General features: G+C 70.8%; 16 protein-coding genes. 10 read left to right on the top strand and 6 right to left on the bottom strand.

The features are described from left to right. Nucleotide 1: 1 nt before the first annotated feature. Nucleotides 2–1,375, bottom strand: coding sequence for a condensation domain-containing protein (locus Cco03nite_RS04210; RefSeq protein ID WP_203688716.1), 1,374 nt, complete (start codon nt 1,373–1,375; stop codon nt 2–4). 52 nt (nt 1,376–1,427) lie between these two features. Further along, entirely contained in the window at nt 1,428–2,987 is a 1,560-nt protein-coding gene (locus Cco03nite_RS04205; protein WP_203688714.1) for an MFS transporter, read from the bottom strand. Between the two features lie 282 nt (nt 2,988–3,269). Between Cco03nite_RS04205 and Cco03nite_RS04200 the strand changes: the two genes are divergently transcribed. Next, the gene (locus tag Cco03nite_RS04200) at nt 3,270–4,220 is read left to right on the top strand and encodes an NADP-dependent oxidoreductase (RefSeq protein WP_203688711.1); all 951 of its coding nucleotides are present in this window, start codon (nt 3,270–3,272) and stop codon (nt 4,218–4,220) included. Here the strand turns inward: Cco03nite_RS04200 and Cco03nite_RS04195 are convergent. Beyond that, on the bottom strand, nt 4,217–4,591 hold the full coding sequence (locus tag Cco03nite_RS04195; protein WP_203688709.1) for a DUF4259 domain-containing protein: 375 nt from the start codon (nt 4,589–4,591) through the stop codon (nt 4,217–4,219). The two genes, Cco03nite_RS04200 and Cco03nite_RS04195, sit on opposite strands and share 4 nt — an antisense overlap. A 151-nt stretch (nt 4,592–4,742) precedes the next feature. Here Cco03nite_RS04195 and Cco03nite_RS04190 point away from each other — a divergent pair, with 151 nt between their 5' ends. Continuing rightward, a complete protein-coding gene (locus tag Cco03nite_RS04190; RefSeq protein WP_239167095.1) occupies nt 4,743–5,675 on the top strand; it encodes an endonuclease domain-containing protein in 933 nt (310 codons plus the stop codon). Nucleotides 5,676–5,775: 100 nt separating this feature from the next. Here the strand turns inward: Cco03nite_RS04190 and Cco03nite_RS04185 are convergent, their stop codons facing one another. Then, on the bottom strand, nt 5,776–6,993 hold the full coding sequence (locus Cco03nite_RS04185) for an esterase-like activity of phytase family protein (protein WP_203688707.1): 1,218 nt from the start codon (nt 6,991–6,993) through the stop codon (nt 5,776–5,778). Between the two features lie 200 nt (nt 6,994–7,193). Between Cco03nite_RS04185 and Cco03nite_RS04180 the strand changes: the two genes are divergently transcribed. Together Cco03nite_RS04180 and Cco03nite_RS04175 are read left to right on the top strand one after the other, a co-directional pair. Further along, on the top strand, nt 7,194–8,171 hold the full coding sequence (locus Cco03nite_RS04180; RefSeq protein WP_203688705.1) for a hypothetical protein: 978 nt from the start codon (nt 7,194–7,196) through the stop codon (nt 8,169–8,171). Nucleotides 8,172–8,214: 43 nt separating this feature from the next. Further along, entirely contained in the window at nt 8,215–8,733 is a 519-nt protein-coding gene (locus Cco03nite_RS04175) for a hypothetical protein (protein ID WP_203688703.1), read from the top strand. Nucleotides 8,734–8,737: 4 nt separating this feature from the next. Here Cco03nite_RS04175 and Cco03nite_RS04170 read toward each other — a convergent pair whose 3' ends face one another. Both Cco03nite_RS04170 and Cco03nite_RS04165 read right to left on the bottom strand, forming a co-directional pair. After that, nucleotides 8,738–10,291: a phospholipase D-like domain-containing protein gene (locus tag Cco03nite_RS04170; RefSeq protein WP_203688701.1), complete on the bottom strand. Its 1,554-nt coding sequence runs from the start codon at nt 10,289–10,291 to the stop codon at nt 8,738–8,740. A 96-nt stretch (nt 10,292–10,387) separates the two neighbouring features. Next, the gene (locus Cco03nite_RS04165) at nt 10,388–11,371 is read right to left on the bottom strand and encodes a glycoside hydrolase family protein (RefSeq protein ID WP_203688699.1); all 984 of its coding nucleotides are present in this window, start codon (nt 11,369–11,371) and stop codon (nt 10,388–10,390) included. A 211-nt stretch (nt 11,372–11,582) separates the two neighbouring features. Between Cco03nite_RS04165 and Cco03nite_RS04160 the strand changes: the two genes are divergently transcribed. From Cco03nite_RS04160 to Cco03nite_RS04135, 6 genes are read left to right on the top strand one after another with little or no spacing between them, the layout of a single operon-like run. Then, nucleotides 11,583–12,620 carry a LacI family DNA-binding transcriptional regulator gene (locus Cco03nite_RS04160; RefSeq protein ID WP_203688697.1) on the top strand — a complete coding sequence of 346 codons (1,038 nt, stop codon included), beginning with the start codon at nt 11,583–11,585 and terminating at the stop codon, nt 12,618–12,620. A gap of 2 nt (nt 12,621–12,622) precedes the next feature. Continuing rightward, the gene (locus Cco03nite_RS04155) at nt 12,623–14,197 is read left to right on the top strand and encodes an FAD-dependent oxidoreductase (RefSeq protein ID WP_203688695.1); all 1,575 of its coding nucleotides are present in this window, start codon (nt 12,623–12,625) and stop codon (nt 14,195–14,197) included. Nucleotides 14,198–14,223: 26 nt separating this feature from the next. Then, the gene (locus tag Cco03nite_RS04150; RefSeq protein WP_203688692.1) at nt 14,224–15,501 is read left to right on the top strand and encodes an ABC transporter substrate-binding protein; all 1,278 of its coding nucleotides are present in this window, start codon (nt 14,224–14,226) and stop codon (nt 15,499–15,501) included. Further along, entirely contained in the window at nt 15,498–16,391 is an 894-nt protein-coding gene (locus Cco03nite_RS04145; RefSeq protein WP_203688690.1) for a carbohydrate ABC transporter permease, read from the top strand. The genes Cco03nite_RS04150 and Cco03nite_RS04145 overlap by 4 nt, the downstream gene beginning before the upstream one ends. Beyond that, nucleotides 16,381–17,211 carry a carbohydrate ABC transporter permease gene (locus Cco03nite_RS04140; protein ID WP_203688688.1) on the top strand — a complete coding sequence of 277 codons (831 nt, stop codon included), beginning with the start codon at nt 16,381–16,383 and terminating at the stop codon, nt 17,209–17,211. Before Cco03nite_RS04145 ends, Cco03nite_RS04140 begins: the two co-directional genes overlap by 11 nt. Before the next feature lie 3 nt (nt 17,212–17,214). After that, nucleotides 17,215–18,168 carry an acetylxylan esterase gene (locus tag Cco03nite_RS04135; RefSeq protein WP_203688686.1) on the top strand — a complete coding sequence of 318 codons (954 nt, stop codon included), beginning with the start codon at nt 17,215–17,217 and terminating at the stop codon, nt 18,166–18,168. Nucleotides 18,169–18,250: the final 82 nt, after the last annotated feature.

Raw genomic sequence — 18,250 nt, 5'->3', positions numbered from 1 at the left:
GTCAGGCCCGCTTGACCAGCTCCGACAGGCGGATGTCGGGCTCGTCGACCACGGCGCGCAGTACGCGCTCGTACCCGTCGGCGAGCCCGGCCACCACCGGCTCCGTCAGCAGCCCCGTGTCGTAGACGAACGTCGTCGACAGGCCCTGCGGGCCGGGCCGGGCGTACACCATCAGGTCGTGCAGCACCTTCGGGATGCCCAGCGGGAAGTCCTCGACGGACAGTCCCGGCAAGGCCAGCCGCGAGGCGACCTCGACCTCCTCGTGCAGGAACATCGCCTGGAAACCCTGCGCCCGGCCCGGATGCGACGGCTCGTCGAGCGCCGCGACCACCTGCCCCCACGGCAGGTCCTGGTGGTCCAGCGCGTCGATCACCGTCTCCCGGGTACGCGCCAGCAGCTCCCGGAACGCCGGATCGCCGGACAGGTCGCCGCGCAGCGCCAGCGCGTTGTTGAACAGCCCCACCAGCCGCGCCAGCTCCGGCCGGGTGCGCCCCACCCCGGCGACCGGAATGCCGATCGCGAAGTCGTCCCGGCCGCTCGCCCGGTACAGCAGCACGTGCAGCGCCGCGAGCAGCACCATGAACCGGGTGCAGCGCGCCGACCGCCCCAGCTCCTCGACCCGCCGGACCAGCTCCGGGTCCACGGTCCGGGCCAGCTGCGCCGCGGGCGCGCCCTTGGCCGCGGGGCGTGGCAGCGCGTCGACCAGCTCCAGCGGCGCCAGCCCCGCCAGCTGCTCGCGCCAGTACTCCCGGTCCTCGTCCTCCTTCTCGGTGTCCGCGACGGACTGCGACCAGGCGAAGTCGCCGTACTGGACGGGCAGCTCAGGTAGGTCGGGCGGAGTTCCGGCGGCCAGCGCCGGGTAGAGCACGGCCAGCTCGCGGTCGATGACGCCGAGCGAGGCCCCGTCGGCGAGGATGTGGTGGATCGTCATCCGCCACAGGTGGTCGTCGTCGGCCAGGCGCAGCAGCGACGTGTGCACCAGCGGCCCGGTCTGCAGGTCGAGCGACAGCGTACGGCGCTCGTTCAGCAGCTCGCGGGCCCGCTGCTCGCGCTGCTCGGCCGGGAGGTCGCGCAGGTCGAGCACCTCCATCGCGATGCCGTTCGCGGGTCCGACGACCTGCACCGGCCCGTCCGGCCGGGCGGCGAACAGGGTGCGCAGGATCTCGTGCCGGTTCACGACCGCGTCGACGGCCCGCGCCCACGCGTCGGCGTCCAGCGGGCCGCGGAACCGGTGCACCAGGTCCACCAGCGGCGACATGCCGCCGGGGTGGCTCATGCACAGCTGCCACCAGCGGGCCTGCAACGGCGTCAGCGGCAGCTCCACCAGATGTGACGGCCGGACGTTGACGGGCGACTCCGCTGTCACATCAAACATGATGAACATCTTGGAGTCGGGTGCGGACGGTGTCCAGCCGTTCGTCGTGTTCCTAACCGCGGTCCAGGGCCCGGTTCAGCTCGGTCAGGTGCCGGTCCAGGATGGCGGCCTGGGCGCGTACCGCACGGGTCCGGTCCTCGGCCAGCGCACGGTCGTGGTCGATCGCGGCCCGCACCGCCGCCTGCACCGGCTCGGCCTCCAGCCACGCCAGCGCCGCGACCGCGTTCTTGGGCTGCACAGGCCGCTCGGACACCAGCCTGCGCAGCCCGTGCCGGGCCCGCACCGTCCACCGGCCCTCCGCGTACCGCAGGCTGACCCGGGGCCCGCTGGCCGCGCCGGCCAGCCCGTACAGCGCGGGCAGCGGCTTGCCGTCGCCGGGCTTGGGCGGCGGAGGCGCGGTGTCGTCGAGTTCGCGCCACAGCCGATGCCCGATCACCGGCGTCAGCGTCACCGCGAAGTACAGGCCGGTCGCGACCAGGATCGCGTTGCTCAGCCCGAGAAACTGCACCAGGTATCCGGCGAGCAGGCCGCCCAGCGGCGCGCCGCCGAACGCCACCGCCGTGATGATGCCGCCCATCCGCGACAGCATCTCCTTCGGCGTCCGCTGGTAGATCATCGCACTGACCGTCGGGTTCAGCGACGACATGAAGATCCCGCCGACCAGCGTCACCGCCACGATCACGAGCAGGTCGTCGGTCAGCGCCAGCACGATGAACCGAGGCACCCCGCCGATCAGATACCCGGCCACCAGCATCGGGTAGCGCGGCATGATCGGCGCCACCCACGCGACAAGCACGTTCCCGGCGATGAGCCCCAGCGCGTACGCGGTGGCGACCGCGCCCAGCGCCGCCGGGTCGTCCATCGTCTCGAACACCCACAGCGGCACGAACACCACGGCGCTGGCCTGGTTGAACAGGTTGGTGAAGAACAGCATCCCGGTCACGGCGCGCATCAGCCGGTTGCGCCGGAACCAGGTGAACCCCTCCCGCAGCGCCGTGAAGTAGGGCACGGCCTGTTTCGCGTCGGCGGCGGCCGTCACCGCGGCCCGCACCGGGACCATCAGCGCCACCGCGACCGCGTACGAGGCCGCGTCGATCCAGATCCCGCCGATCGGCCCGAACACCACCACGGCGATGCCCGCCAGCGACGACCCGGCCAGCGTCGAGGTGCGCAGCACGCCCTCGCGCACCGCGGCGACCCGGGCGTAGTCGCCGCCCGCCGCGCCCATCAGCGGCACCACCATCGTCGCCTTGGCCCGGTCGCCCTGCGCGCGCAGCACCCCGAGCACCGCGACCAGCGCCAGCAGCAGCCCGAAACCGTGCGGGCCGACCACGGCGATCGCGGCCATCACCGCGACACTGCCCACATCCGACCACAGCGACGTGCGCCGCGCCCCGACCCGGTCCTGCAGCGGCGCGGCGAGCACCCCGCTGACCACGTACGTCAGCGTCTCGGCCCCGGCGACCAGGCCGACCTTGACCGGGTCGCCGCTGGAGACGAGCACCAGCCACGGCACCGCGAAGAAGGTCATCCGGGTGCCGATGTTGGAGATGGCCTCCGCGGCGATGAGCCTGACCAGGTCCGCCCGGTGGCGCTTCGATGGCGTGTCCACTCCGGATCAGGCCGCCCGCACCGGCTCGCTCACAGTCCCTCCACGGCTGCTTCGCCACCGGTCGCAGTCCGGCGGGAAGCACAGCATAGAGCCACGTCGCTGCGATCCGCCGACGCGTAGCGCTGTCCTGTTTCCGCACCGCGAGGGCGGTTTCCGTGCGCGCGAACCCCGGTGATCAGCCGCCTCTTCACCCGATAATGGGGATGTTCAGCTGCGGTTTCATCCTGAACGCGTCCGCGCCGGCGGGCCGGGCGCCGACGATCTGAGGGGAGCGGCGGGCGGATGACCACGATGTTTGCCGTGCGGGCGCACGCCAGGGGCGGCCCGGACCAGCTCGTCTACGAGCAGGCGCCACGGCCCGCACCGGGGCCGGGCGAGGTGCTGGTGGCCGTCAAGGCCGCATCCATGACCCCGCAGGAGCTCACCTGGCCGGAGACCTGGACATACACTCCAGACGGCTCAGGCCCCGAGCGCACCCCGGTGACCCCGTCACACGAGTTCTCCGGCGTCGTCGCGGCGACCGGTGCGGACGTCGACAGCCCGGCCGTGGGCGAGGCCGTTTACGGACTGATCCCGTTCACCCTGAACGGCGCTGCCGCCGAGTACGTCGTCCTGCCCGCCGACGTCGTGGCCGCCAAACCCGACACCCTCGACCACGACCACACGGCTGCGCTGCCGCTCGCGGCCCTGAGCGCCTGGGAGGCGCTGCGCGAGCACGCCGCGGTGCAGCCGGGCCAGCACGTGCTGGTGCTGGGCGGCGGGGGCGGCGTGGGCATGTACGTGGTGCAGCTCGCGTCCGCGCTCGGGGCCCGGGTGAGCGCCACCGCGGCGGCAGGCGACCTGGAATTCGTCGAAGGGCTGGGCGCGGAGCAGGCCATCGACTACAAGCAGCCGAACCTCGCCGACCACGTCCGGGATGTGGACGTCGTCGTCGACGTCGCCGGAGCGGCCGCGCAGGCCCAGGCGTGGCCGGTCCTGAGACCCGGCGGCATCCTCGTCGCGATCGCGGCCCCGCCCGAGCAGCAGGAGGCCGAACGCCACGGCGTGCGCGCGACGTACTTCATCGTCAAGCCCGACCGGGAGGCCCTGCGAGCGATCGCGGAACTCGTCGACGCCGGCAAGGTGCGGGCGGTGCTGGACCGCGTGCTGCCTCTGGCCGAGACCCGCTCAGGCTACGAGGCCCTGGAGCACGGCCGCCGCCGCGGCAAGATCGTCATCCACGTCGCCGACTAGGCGTTTTTGCGTACGGCCTGCTCGGACAGTTGATCGAAGGTCCGCTCCAGGACGGCCCGCCGCTGCTCCTTGAAGCCGGGCACGGGCTCCAGCCCGTCGATGGACTCGTCCCAGACGGTGAGGAACCGGGTCTTCCATCCGTCGATGACCTCGGGTTCGGGCAGCTCGGCGCCGACCCAGCCCTGCTGGGCGATGAGGTGGAGCAGTTCGAGGTTGCACGGCACCGCGACGCCCCAGTACTCGTCGGGCTCGATCTCGACCGGATCGCCGGACATCGCCTCGGCGACCTCGCTGATGAGCCGCTCGGTCAGCATCGACAGATGATCCGCGGCGGTGTCCCCGTCGAAGTTCCCACTGCCCCAGGTCCCCATATGTACCCTCCCTCGGCCGCACTCGCCGGCAGCCTACCCAGGCGGACGGACAACCCTCCGCGGTGCGCGTTCGCACCCCAGTCCTGGATCTAGATGGTTTGTTGTCGCCCTGACGACCACAAGTCGTCTAGATCCAGGTCAGGCTGCCTGCGTGGAGGAGTTGGAGTGGGTGTTGTTCGCGCAGAGCAACGTGGTGACCTGGGCGCAGGCCGTTGGGATGCTGACGCCGGCGAAGGTGCGTCATCGGGTACGCACCGGGCGCTGGCGGCAGGTGTGCCGGGGCGTGCTGGTGGTGGGCGACGGCCCGTTGAGCGTCGATCAGCAGCGCTGGATCGCCGTGCTGGCTGCGGGGCCGGGTGCGCGGCTGGCCGGCCTCGCCGCCGCGCGGGCGGGCGGTCTGCGTGGCAGCTTTCGCGATGGGCGCGTTGACGTGCTGGTGCCTACCGGCGGGCATCGGACCGATCTGTTTCGGCGGTTGCCGCCGGAGCTGCCCGCGGTGAAGGTGCGCCGCACGAGCCACCTGCCGGAGCGGGACTGCCAGCTCGCCCGGCCGGCGCGCACGAGCATGGCTCGGTCGGTGGTGGACGCTGCGTCGTGGGCTCGGTTCGCTGACCAGGCTCAGCAGGTGATCGCGGCTGCCTGCCAGCAGCGTCTGGTGACGCCCGGCGAGCTGCTGGAGGTGCTCGGGAGGCTGTCGCGGGCCCCGCGTCGCGAGCTGATCCTCGCGACCGTGCGTGACGCCGCAGGCGGTGCGGGCAGTCTCGCTGAGATCGACTTCGTGCGGCTGTGCCGGAGGTATCGGCTGCCCGCACCCGACCTGCAGGATCGGCGGGTCGACGCGAGCGGGCGGGTGCGCTACCGGGATGCGTACTGGCGGGCGTACCGGCTGCATGTCGAGGTCGACGGCGGGCATCACCTGGAGGCCGGGCACTGGGAGGCGGACATGCGGCGGCAGAACGACATCTGGACCAGCGGCGACCGCATCCTGCGCTTCACCGCGCACCAGGTGCGCAACAGACCGGACGAGGTCGCCGCCGCACTCCGCGCCGCCCTGACCGCCGCCGGCTGGCCCGAACCCCGATGAGATTCCGGATCTAGATGATTTGTTGTCGTCCCAGCGACAACAAATCATCTAGATCCAGGGGGCTGGGCGGGACCGCGGCGGCGGGACCCACCGGATGCCGTCAGCCGAGTACGCGGTGGTCGGCGTGCAGGGAGCGGTCGAGGCGGATGGTGATGAACTCGTTGTCGTCGGGGCGGCCCGTGGTGCGGCCGGAGGAGAACGGGAAGTTGTTGTCGTTCAGGACGGCCAGGGTGCGGTTGTCGAGGATCAGCACGTCCTCGATCGTCTGGAACGGGAACCGGAACGTGCCGGCGCCGCCGCCCAGGTGCTTCGGGTCGGCGATGTTCAGCAGGTCCGCGACCAGCGTCTTGTCGACCAGGCCGTCCCGGTCGCGGTCGGCCAGGTCGATCACGTAGATCTTCTTGAACGCGGCCGCGTCGCCCTGGTTGTTGTCGCGCTCGATGACCAGGAAACGCTGCTTGTCGACCGCGATGAAGTCGCCGATCGCGTTCGACGGCGAGTCCAGCCGGTACGTCCAGCGCCTGGCCGTGTACGCCCCGGCGGCCCGGTCGAACTGGTTGATCCGCAGCGTGCCCGCGGTGTCACCGCTGACGGTGCCCTCCAGCAGCGGGTACAGGTAGCGGCCGTCGACGGAGGTGGCCATGCCCTCGAAACCCTTGCTGCTGCCCAGGTTCGCGGTCACACCCAGCCGCGCCGCGCTCTCCGGCGCGTTGACGCCCGGCAGCGGCACCGGCGCGGCCAGCAGCCGCCCGGCCCGGTCGAAGTGCAGCAGGTACGGCCCGAACTCGTCGCCGATCCAGTAGCTGCCGTCCTCGGCCTTGACGATCGACTCGACGTCGAAGTCGGCCCCGGTCAGCACCCGGTCGGCCCGGGTCAGCGGCCACGACACGAACCCGGCCGGGTCGGTGAGGTTGATCCCGCCGACGACGTCGACCTGCTTGGCGGCGAAGTCGGGCACGATGCGCTGGATGCGCAGGACGAAGTCGCCACTGTTGTTGATGTTGCCGTAGCCGTTGTCCGACAGCACGTCGTAGCTGCCGTCGCGGTTGCGGGCGATCCCGCTGAAACCCTGTACGGGCTGGTCGGCGAACGGCGGCGTGACGCCGTTGACCGGCGCGGTGCCGAGCAGCGAGCCGGACGGGTCGCTGGCGGGCACGAACGTCAGCGCGGGCAGCTTCGCGAAGCCGGTCAGCACGGCCTGGCCGAAGTCGCCGGTCCGCTCCGCCTCGGCCGGGGCGGCGGAACCGCCGGTGGGCAGGGCGACCCCGAGGGTCAACACGGTAAGGCCGGCCAGGGCCAGCCGGGGCAGACGAGTCATGAGTCCTCCTCGAACGCAGAAATCGCCCCGGACGTTAGGCATCCCGGTTGAACCCGCCGAGAACGTCCGTGCAACGGCACGTGGAGATCACCGTGCGGGGGCAGGGCGACCGGTGACCGGCGTGAAGCACGGCGTTGTGTCCGCCCGGTTGTCTATCCTTTCGCGACGGTTGCGCACGTGTGATGGATACGGGGTGGGCATTGACCGAGTCGGCGGAACACCAGTTCCTCTCCGAGACCTTCCTCGAGGTGTTGGGTCGTTTGTCGGCCTCGCGGTTGTACGCGTTTCGGGAAGCGGAGCGGAAGAAGTTCGACTTCTCCTGCCATCTGAAGGAGAACTGGGACTACTCTCTCGACGGCCAGACCCTGTGGAAGCACACGGAAGGGGTCGACAAGGATGTCCGGACACTTCTGGTGGCGTCTGATGCCCAGATCCGTGCCTACGTGGCCAGGCACACGACGAAGAACCGCAACACCTTCTACGAGGCGACCCGCGACTTCCGATCCAGCGGACACTCGCAGGTGCTCAACAGATTGAAGGTCTTCTGGGTGCCGGCCGATTTCGACGCCGACGATGAAACCGCCAGAGCCCTGGTCGGCCGGGAACTGGCGGCCGAGGTGACCAATGACCTGCTGTTCAACATCGTCTTCGGCCGGCTCAGCGCCGGCGCGGTCAGGTCGGTCCTCATCAGCTCGGGCATGGCTGCGCTGGAGACGGCGTTGCTTCATCACATCGCGACCAGCGGCTTCTGCAACTACTCGGAGCTTCGTAGGCGTTTCGAGGTCAGTCCCGCCACCCTGCGGGACAGGATGGCGCGTCTGCACTTGAGCCGGTTCCTCATTCAGCCGCGCAACGGCCATCAGATGTACCACGTCAGCCCCGCAGGCCGCGCCTACCTCAGGCTCTGCGAACAGCTCTTCCGTCACGTGATGGGCGCAGAGCTGCCGCAGGAGACCTGCGACCTGCTGCGCCTGCTGGACATCGAGCCGGACCTGGAATTCCGAAAGCACCCTCGGTACAGCGACGACTGGCTGGGCGGGCGGACTCCCACCGCGATGTTCCAGATGTTCGCCTCCCGCGCCGTCGTGGCGACGGTGAGCTGGGGCGTCGACTGGGATCAGATGACGTTGCGCGCCGATCCTGGTGAACTCGACAGCTCGCGGTGGCTGGAGATCTGATCGCTCAGCGCGGTGCATCCGGCACCATGGCCATACTCGACTCGTGAGCACTCTTTACGTTGCTTGCGTGCTTGAGCACCATCCGGCGACAGCAGACACCGAGTCCACGGCGGGCGTCGGCTGGGAACGGATGGTGATCGAGTGCGTGACCGTGCATCCGGACGCCGGACTTCCGGATTGCGGCGATGGACAGGAGCCGCTCGACGCGCAGCGGCGGTTCGTGCTGCGCTTGCTCGCCGACGGTGACGAGGCGACCGGTGACGGAACTGCGGAGCAGGCAGCCGCCTGCCCGGACCTTGCCGACGACTTCGTCATGGCGGCGGTGCCGGCCGTCCGGCGGCTGCGAGTGATCGACATCGGGTTCGATGACGGCTTCTGGCAGAAGCATGAGGATGAGTGGTGGGCGAGAGCGGACGTGGTGCCTGGCGTGCCGGTGCGGGAGTGGCTGGCGGAGCCGAGTGACTCCTGCCCCTACCAGGTGGCGGCGTTCGAGGTGCGGCTGAGGCCGGGTGTGTTGCGCAGGCCGCGCCGGGAGGCGTACGGCAGCGCCGCGTACTGGTGACCGGTCAGAAGCGGTTGCGTACGCGCATCGTGCCGGGCCGGCCGTCGGGGTCGCAGATCAGCTCGTAGACGAGCCGCGCGGGCAGCCGCCGCCAGCCGCGCACCTTCGGCGGGTCGTACCGGCGCAGCCGGGTCCTCGGCCGCGGGCCGACCTGCCCGGACGCGTGCCAGTCGTCCAGCTCCCGGGCCGCGCCGGCGAACAGGTCGAACGCGGCCACGGGATCGGCCAGCCGCGGGTCGGTCCCGCCGAGGTGCTCGCTCATCAGTTCCAGCCGAAGGTCGCGAGCGTACGACGGCTGCGCCGACTCGTCCACGACCGCGCAGGTCAGCTCGGAGTCGTAGGTCCACGAGCGCAGGTTGAAGTTGTCCGACCCGACGGTGGCCCAGGTGTCGTCGACGATGCACGACTTCGCGTGCACGTAGATCGGCGTCCCGGCGGCGTTCTCCAGCCCGTACACCGCGACCCGGTCGCCGCCGGCCCTGCCCAGCACCTTCATGGCCTGCTTGCGTCCCCACGACTCGGCCCGGGAGACGGCCGGCGAGGCCGCGTCCGGCGCGAGCGGCACCACGCAGATGAGCCGCAGCTCGGGGTTGTCGCGCAGCGCCCGCGCGAACGGCTGGATGACCCGGGCCGACCACAGGTACTGGTCCTCGACGTAGATGAGCTGCTCGGCGCGGGCGAGCGCCTTGAGGTAGCCGCGGGCGACGCTGCGCTCGCCGCGCGGCGCGAACGGGTAGCGGCCGAGCCGCCGGCGCGGGTACGTGCGCAGGGTCTGCACGCTGTGCGTGCCGCAGCGCGGCGGGTCGGGCAGCGGCTCGGGCAGCGCGGGGACCTCGGTCCGCAGCCGGGACAGCTTGTCGCGCAGCCGGTCGAGCAGGTTGAGCGACAGCGCGCTCGGGTCGTCCCAGCGTTCGCGGAACACGTGCTCGACGTCGCCGACGGCCGGGCCGCGCAGTGCGAGCTGGATGTCGTGCCAGGGCGGGTGCGGGCCGTAGACCTCGGCCATCGGCGGGGCGAGGGGGTCGCCGCGGTGGTCGGCGTCGTCGTTGCGGCCCCGGCACAGGTCGATGCCGCCGACGTAGGCGACGTCGCGCTCGGGGCGGCCGGGGTGGCGTACGACGAAGAGTTTCTGGTGGTGTGAGCCGCCGAAGCGGACCCGCATGTCGAGCAGCACGTGCGCGCCCGCGGCCTGCAGTTCCTCGGCGAGCTGGCGGTTCTGCGGGGAGCTGAAGTGCAGCCAGTCGGGGTGCGAGCGCCAGAGCAGCCCGTAGACCTGCACGCCGCGCCGGGCGGCGTCGCCGAGGACCTTGGTGACCTGGGTGCGGGGCCCGTCGAGTTTCTCGTCGGGGTCGCCGCGCCAGTCGGTGAACAGCACGACGTCCCCGGCCCGCGTGCCGCCGAGCACGTCGACCAGCTCGCTGAAGTAGACCGCCCCGTGGACCAGCGGGCGGGCCAGGTTGCCCGGGCTCCAGGCGAGGCCGTCGGCGTGGCGGCGGTCGATGCCGGTGGCCGGGTTGCCGCGCTCGCCGGCGGACAGGAACCAGGAGTCGGGGGTCACGGCAGAACGGTAGCCGCCGGGTGGGAGATCGCCGTTTCCGGTCACGTCATGCGGTATGACCGCGGGCCGGTGACCGGAAACAACGATCTCCGCCGGTCACACCGCGCGGGCGACCGCGATGGTGCCGTCGAGGCGCGGACCGGCCTCGTAGAACATGTACTGCACGCCGCCGTCGGTGCCGAAGCTCGCGGCGGCGCTGCGGCCCCGGTCGGGCCAGGCGTCCATGGCGTAGTGGAAGACGCCGAGGTGCACCTCGCGGTCGAAGCTGTTGCCGACCTCGGTGAGGTACATGTCGCCGCCGTTGCCGTGGTAGACGACGTACACCGTGTTGTTGCGCTTGAGGATGTGCGGCGCGGCGATGTCGGTCTGCCCGTCCGGGCCGGGCGTGACCAGCGGCGTCGGGTCGAACGAGAAGGTCTTGCCGTCGGCCGACCAGCCCCAGAAGATCTTGCGGGTGCCGCTGGTGACACCCATGAACACCATGACGTACTTGTTGCCCAGGCCGGGCACGGCGTGCTCGAACACCCGGGCGTACGACGTCTCGGTGCAGTTGGGGATGACGCCGGTGTGCAGCACCCGCCCGAAGTAGGTGAAGTTGACGCCGTCGGTGGACCAGGCCATCCGGGTCGTGTTGTTCTCGCCGTGGAAGTACAGGTAGAACTTGCTGTTCGCGGCGTTCCAGATGACGTGCGGCGACGACACGTGGCTCACCGAGTAGTGCGGCGACCAGACGTTGGACACGATCGGGTTGTTCGGGTACTCGGTGAACTGGCCGCTGAGCGAGTCGCCGTAGGCCAGGCAGATGCCGCCGGGCGCGTCGTGCGGGGCGTAGTACAGGTAGTACCTGCCCAGCGGTGAGCTGATCTTGTCGTACACCCCGCGGATGCACGGGAAGATCAGCTCGTTGGTGGGGTTGTAGCGCAGGTTGGCCTTGTTGAACGGGGTCCCGATGTACTGGTACGTCGGGAAGCCCGCGGGGGCGGCGTGGGCCGGGCTGCCCAGCACGCCTCCCGTGAGCCCGCCGGCCGCGGCGGCTGCGCCCGCGACCAGCAGTTGCCTGCGATTGAGGAGCGGTTCCAACGGTGGTGCCTCCCATCGATGGATGTAACCGAAAGTAACGGTGAGTGTTGTGCCCCGGGCGCGTGGGCGTCAAGGGGCTAATACGAATTAGTTCAGGAACTTCTGCTCGGCCGATTTTCGTTGCGGGCCTTGACGAAGCGCCTTGGAGGCCGCAGGATCTCATCTCACCGAAACACCTAATGCGCATTAGCCCGAGGATTGGACACGCACCGTGACCGGAGCCCGCAGGCGGGTGACCCAGCAGGACATCGCCCGGATGACCGGCGTCAGCCAGGCGACCGTCTCGCTCGTCCTCAACGGACGGTCCGACGCCGACGTCAAGCTCTCGGCCGAGACCCGCGAGAAGGTGCTGCGGGCCATCGCCGAGACCGGCTACGTGGCCGACCCGATCGCCCGGCGGCTGGCCGCGCGGCACAACCGGATCATCGGCGTGTTCACGTACGAGCCGGTGTTCCCGAGCGCGAACAGCGACTTCTTCCACCCGTTTCTGGTCGGCATCGAGCAGCAGGCCGAGGTCCTCGGCTGCGACCTGCTGCTGATGACCAGCGCGCCGGTGGTCGACGGGCGGCGGCGCATCTTCCACGGCGACAACCGGCTGCGCCTGGCCGACGGCAGCGTCCTGCTCGGCCGCACCCTCGACCGCACCGACCTGGCCCGGCTGCTGGCCGAGGAGATCCCGTTCGTGTCGATCGGCCGCCGTGACGACGCCGGCGGCCCGGTGCCCTACGTCGGCGCCGACTACGCGGCGGCGACCGCGGAGATCGTTCGCCGGGCGGTGGCGCTGGGCCACGACCGGCTCGCCTACCTCGGTCAGGGCTCCGGCCCCGAGTCGTGGGCCGATCGCGGACGCGGCTTCCGCGAGGCTGCCGCGGCGGCCGGTGTATACGGCGGCCACTTCGCGCCCCCGGCCGAGGGAGAGCCCGTGCGCGACACGGCGGCGGTGCTGGACGCGGCGCTGGCCGCCGGGGTGACGGCGGTGGTCGCCGAGGAGCACGCGGACGGGGTGGCGCTGTTCGAGCTGGCCCGCGAACGCGGGGTCGCGCTGTCGGTGGCGACGCTCGGGGAACCCACCCGGGCCGCGCTGCCGACGGCGGTGGAGTTCACCAGCCTGCGCATTCCGCGCCAGGCGATGGGCGCGCAGGCCGTCGAGGTCCTGACCGCCCTGATCGAGGGCACGCCCGGCGGGCGGCAGCGCCTGCTGCCGTGCGAGGTCGTGTCCGGCGAGACGCTCAGCGAAAGAGGTAACTGACGATGCGGGCCGAGATTCTGGTGGTCGGGGGCGGCCTCGGCGGGGTGGCCGCGGCGCTGGGCGCGCTGCGCGCCGGACGCCGGGTGGTGCTGACCGAGGAGTACGACTGGCTCGGCGGTCAGCTGACCAGCCAGGCCGTGCCGCCGGACGAGCACAGCTGGGTGGAGCAGTTCGGTGTCACGGCGAGCTACCGCGCGCTGCGCGAGGGCATCCGGGACTACTACCGGGCCAACTACCCGCTGATCCCGGCGGCGCGGGCGTGGCGGGAGCTGAACCCGGGCGGCGGGCACGTCAGCCGGCTGTGCCACGAGCCGCGGGTCGCGGTCGCGGTGATCGAGTCGATGCTGGCCCCGTACCGGTCGTCGGGCCGGTTGACGGTGCTGCAGCCGTACCGGCCGGTGGCCGCCGACACCGACGGCGACCGGGTCACCGCGGTGACCGTCGAGAACGTGCGCACCGGCGACCGGTCGACGATCGAGGCGGCGTACATCCTGGACGCGACCGAGACCGGGGAGCTGCTGCCGCTGACCGGCACCGAGTACGTCACCGGGTTCGAGTCGCAGCACGAGACCGGTGAGCCGAGCGCCCCGGACACCGCGCAGCCGATGAACATGCAGGCCGTGTCGGTGTGCTTCGCGATCGACCACGTCGACGGCGACCACACGATCGACAAGCCCGCGCAGTACGACTTCTGGCGCGCCTACCAGCCGGACTTCTGGGGCGACCGGCTGCTGTCGTTCCGCTCCCCGAACCCGCGCACCCTGGCGATCAGCGAGCGCAGCTTCACCCCGAACCCCGACGACGACCCGCTGTCGGTCGTCGCCGACCAGCGGGTCAACCCCGGCGACGGCAACCTGTGGACGTTCCGGCGCATCGCGGCCCGCAAGCTGTTCACGCCCGGCGCCTACGAGAGCGACATCTGCCTGGTCAACTGGCCGATGATCGACTACTTCGAGAGCCCGGTCATCGACGTGCCCGACGCCGACGTCCATCTCGCCAACGCGAAGCAGCTGTCGCTGTCGGTCCTGTACTGGCTGCAGACCGAGGCCGGCTTCCCGGGCCTGCGGCTGCGCGGCGACGTCACCGGCGGCGCGGACGGCTTGGCCATGGCCCCCTACATCCGGGAGTCGCGGCGCATCCGGGCCGAGTACACGGTCGTCGAGCAGGACCTGTCGCTGGCCGTACGCGGCGACAAGGGCGCGGTCGAGTACCCCGACGCGGTCGGGGTCGGCATGTACCGCATCGACCTGCACCCCTCCACCGGCGGCGACAACTACATCGACGTCGGCTCGTGTCCCTTCGAGATCCCGCTCGGCGCGCTCATCCCGCGCCGGATGGAGAACCTGCTGCCCGCGGGCAAGAACATCGGCACCACGCACATCACCAACGGCTCGTACCGGCTGCACCCGGTCGAGTGGAACGTGGGCGAGGTGGCGGGGGCGCTCGCGGCGTACTGCCTGAACCACGGCCAGTCGCCGCGCGGCGTGCGCAACACCCCGGAGCACCTGTCCGGGTTCCAGGCACAGCTCATCCGGGACGGCGTCGAACTGCGCTGGCCCGACGTCTCCGGCTACTGACCGGCCACTTTGAGTTGGAGTTATCGATGAAGATACGCGCAATCCTCGCCGCCGCGACCGCGGGCGTGCTTTCTCTCGGCCTGGCCGCGTGCGGCGGCGAGGAGGAGCCGAGCACCGGCCCGGTGTCGCTGCGCATGACGGTGTGGTCCTCGAACGAGGCGCACCTGAAGCTGTTCAACGAGATCGCCGACGCGTACCAGGCGAAGAACCCGCGGGTCACCGAGGTCAAGTTCGACCCGATCCCGTTCGAGAGCTACACCACCACCCTGACCACCCAGATCGCCGGCGGCAACGGCCCTGACCTGGCCTGGCTGCTGGAGAACTCCGCTCCCGACTTCGTCGGCTCGGGCGCGCTGCTGCCGCTGGACGACACCCTGGCCAAGGCCGACGGCTACAACGCCGCCGACCTCAGCCCGGCCGCGACGAAGCTGTGGCAGGCCGGCGGCAAGCTGTTCGCGTACCCCTTCTCGACCTCGCCCTTCGGCGTGTTCGTCAACATCGACCAGCTCAAGGCCGCCGGGCAGCAGACTCCGGCCGAGCTGATCGCGGCGAACCAGTGGACCTGGGAGAAGGCGGTCGCGGTCGCGGCGGCGTCGGCGACCAAGAGCGGCAAGGCCGGCCTGGTCGTCCGCGACTTCGACTACAAAGGCTGGGACAACCTGTCCACGGTCTGGACCGGCTGGGGCGCGCAGGCGTGGAGCGCCGACGGCAAGACCTGTGGGTTCGACCAGCAGCCGATGGTCGACGCGATGACCTTCCTGCACAAGGCGATCTTCACGGACAAGGCGCTGCCCGGCCCCGGCACCACGGCCGACTTCTTCGCCGGTGAGGCCGCCATGACGGTCACCCAGATCTCCCGGGCGTCGCTGCTCAAGGAGGCCAAGTTCGGTTGGGACCTGGTCCCGCTGCCGACCGGCCCCAAGGGTCAGTACGCCGTGATCGGGCAGGCCGGGCTCGGCGCGCTCAAGAAGGGCAAGAACGCCGACGTCGCCGCCGACTTCCTCGCCTTCTTCACCAACCCGGAGAACTCCGCCAAGCTCGCCGCGTACTTCCCGCCGCCGCGCACCTCGCTGCTCACCGCCGACACCCTCGCCAAGACCAACCCGCTGCTCAAGCCCGAGCAGCTGCAGAAGGTCGTCATCGACGGCATCTCCGGCGGCGTCGTCAAGCCCAGCCACACCGGCCAGGCCGAGATCGCGCAGGCGGTCCGGGCCGCGCTGGACCCGCTGTGGAAGCCCGACGCGGACATCAAGGCGGTCCTCGGCGGCGTCTGCTCGGCCATCAACCCCCTGCTGGCCAAGTGAGCACACGCTTCTGGACGGGTAGCCGGCGCGACACCCTCGCCGGCTACCTGTTCATCGCCCCCCAGCTCATCGGCTCGGTGCTGTTCGTGTTCGTGCCGCTGGGCCTGGTGTTCTGGTACAGCCTGCACGAGTGGAACGTGCTCGCCGACACCTTCACCTTCGTCGGCGGCGAGAACTACCAGGCCCTGGCCGACGACCCCAAGCTCGCCGACGCGCTGGTCGCCACCGGGTTCTTCTCCGCCGGGCTGGTCGTGCTCAACCTGAGCCTGGCGCTACTGCTGGCGGTGCTGCTCAACCAGCGGCTGCGCGGCACGGTGTTCTTCCGGACGGTGTTCTTCTCGCCGGTCGTGGTGAGCCTGGTCGCCTGGACCATCGTGTGGAGCTTCCTGCTGCAGGACAACGGCGGCATCAACGGCCTGCTGGAACTCGTCGGCGTGGACGGGCCGAACTGGCTGCGCGGTGAGGGCACCGCCATGCTCGCAGTGATCGTGGTGCAGGTGGTCAAGAACGTCGGCCTGAACATGGTGCTGTTCCTGGCCGCGCTGCAGGGCGTGCCCGCCAACCTGTACGAGGCCGCCACCGTCGACGGCGCCACCCGCCGCCGGCAGTTCCTCAGCATCACCGTGCCGATGATCAGCCCGACCATCCTGCTCACGTCGATCATCACCGTGGTCGGCTCGCTGCAGGTGTTCGCGCAGATCGCCGTGCTCACCCAGGGCGGCCCGGGGACCTCCACCACCGTGCTCGTCTACTACCTCTACCAGCAGGCGTTCCAGTTCCACCACTTCGGATACGGGGCCACCCTGTCCGTGCTGCTGTTCGCGATCGTGCTGCTGCTGACCCTGGTCCAGTGGCGTATGCGCCGGAAGTGGGTGTTCCATGAGTCGTAGGGCCAAGACCGCCGTGTACGGCGTGCTCTGCCTGCTGGCGCTGCCGTTCCTGTTCCCGACCTGGTGGATGGTGACGTCGTCGCTCAAACCGGTCAACGACGTCTTCGCGTTCCCGCCTAGCCTGTGGCCGACCGACGTCAGCTTCGACGCGTACGCCAAGGCGTTCGAGCTGCAGCCGTTCGCCCGGCAGTACTTCAACAGCATGTACATCGCCGCGCTGGTCACGATCGGCACGCTCGCGGTGTCGTCGCTGGCCGGGTACGCGTTCGCGCGGATCAGGTTCAAGGGCGCGAACTTCTGGTTCGTGGTGATCCTGGTCGGGTTGCTCATCCCGAGCGAGGTCACCATCGTGCCGCTGTTCAAGATGTTCGACGCGTGGGGCATGGTCGACACGCACTGGCCGCTGATCCTGGTGCCGATCCTGGGCGCGCCCAGCGTGCTGGCGACGTTCATCATGCGGCAGTTCTTCCTCGCCCTGCCCGGCGAGCTGGAGGAGGCCGCGAAGGTCGACGGCCTCGGCCGCTTCGCCATCTTCCGGCTGATCGCGCTGCCGCTGGCCCGCCCGGCCCTGGGCGCGGTCGCCATCTTCACCTTCCTGCACAGCTGGAACCTGTACCTGGAACCGATCGTGTTCCTGTCCAGCTCCGAGATGTTCACGCTGCCGCAGGCGCTGACCCAGTTCGTCGACGCGTACGGCGGCCCGATGTGGGACATCCAGCTGTCCGCGGCGTCGCTGACCGCGCTGCCGGTGCTGGTGGTGTTCGTCATCGCGCAACGCCAGTTCATCGAGGGCCTGGCCCACACGGGCCTCAAGGGATAACCGATGCCGATCACCGAGCCGAACCCGGGGGAGTACCGCAGCACGCTGCGGGCGCCGGACGACTTCGACGCGTTCTGGGCCCGCACGCTGGCCGAGGCGGACGCGTACCCGCTGGACGCGCGCTTCACGCCCGCGTGGCGGCGCGCGATCGAGGTCCACGACGTCACCTTCGCCGGGTTCGGCGGGCACCCGGTCAAGGCCTGGCTGGCCCTGCCCGCCGGGACCACGTCGCCGCTGCCGTGCGTCGTCGAGTATCCCGGATACGGCGGCGGCCGAGGGCTGGCCCACGAGTGCCTGCTCTACGCCGCCGCCGGCTACGCCCACCTGGTCATGGACGTACGCGGCCAGGGCAGCGGCTGGAGCCACGGCGACACCCCCGACCCGGTCGGGACCGGACCGCAGCACCCCGGGTTCATGACCCGCGGCGTGCTCGACCCCGACACCCACTACTACCGCCGGGTCATCACCGACGCGGTCCGCGCGGTCGCCGCCGCCCGCGCGTTCCCGCTGGTGGACGCGGCACGGGTCGCGGTCACGGGGGAGAGCCAGGGCGGCGGCCTGGCCCTCGCGGTCGGGGCGCTCGTGCCGGACCTCGTCGCCGTCGCGCCGGACGTGCCGTTCCTGTGCGACCACCGCCGCGGCGCGGAGCTGGCCACCGCCGGGCCGTACCGCGAGGTCACCGCGTATCTAGCCGTGCATCGCGAGCACGAGGCGCAGGTGTTCCGGACCCTGTCCTACAGCGACGGCGTGCTGTTCGCCGAACGCGCGACTGCTCCCGCCCTGTTCTCCGTCGCGCACATGGACGCCAGCTGCCCGCCCTCGACCGTCTACGCCGCCTACCACCGCTACGCCGGCCCGAAGCAGATCGAGGTCTACCCGTTCAACGGCCACGAGGGCGGCGAGGCCGCCCAGGACGCCACCCGCCTGACCTTCCTCGACCAGACCTTCGCCCGCTGACCGCCGCCGCGCTCCGTGGCGTGTGCCGCAGTTTCGGGGAAACTGCAGCAATCGGAGAGCTGATTCGTGCGGTTTCCCGGAA

The organism is Catellatospora coxensis, assembly GCF_016862635.1.
GTDB classification, from domain to species: Bacteria; Actinomycetota; Actinomycetes; order Mycobacteriales; family Micromonosporaceae; genus Catellatospora; species Catellatospora coxensis.
Note: the sequence above shows the minus strand (reverse complement) of the source record. Positions and strands in the feature narration are given on the sequence as shown.

Excerpts from the sequence above, each read along its gene's own strand:
- Cco03nite_RS04210 (WP_203688716.1), bottom strand. The coding sequence starts at position 1,375 with ATGTTTGATGTGACAGCGGAGTCGCCCGTCAACGTCCGGCCGTCACAT.
- Cco03nite_RS04200 (WP_203688711.1), top strand. The coding sequence starts at position 3,270 with ATGACCACGATGTTTGCCGTGCGGGCGCACGCCAGGGGCGGCCCGGAC.
- Cco03nite_RS04195 (WP_203688709.1), bottom strand. The coding sequence starts at position 4,591 with ATGGGGACCTGGGGCAGTGGGAACTTCGACGGGGACACCGCCGCGGAT.
- Cco03nite_RS04185 (WP_203688707.1), bottom strand. The coding sequence starts at position 6,993 with ATGACTCGTCTGCCCCGGCTGGCCCTGGCCGGCCTTACCGTGTTGACC.
- Cco03nite_RS04155 (WP_203688695.1), top strand. The coding sequence starts at position 12,623 with ATGCGGGCCGAGATTCTGGTGGTCGGGGGCGGCCTCGGCGGGGTGGCC.
- Cco03nite_RS04150 (WP_203688692.1), top strand. The coding sequence starts at position 14,224 with ATGAAGATACGCGCAATCCTCGCCGCCGCGACCGCGGGCGTGCTTTCT.
- Cco03nite_RS04140 (WP_203688688.1), top strand. The coding sequence starts at position 16,381 with ATGAGTCGTAGGGCCAAGACCGCCGTGTACGGCGTGCTCTGCCTGCTG.
- Cco03nite_RS04135 (WP_203688686.1), top strand. The coding sequence starts at position 17,215 with ATGCCGATCACCGAGCCGAACCCGGGGGAGTACCGCAGCACGCTGCGG.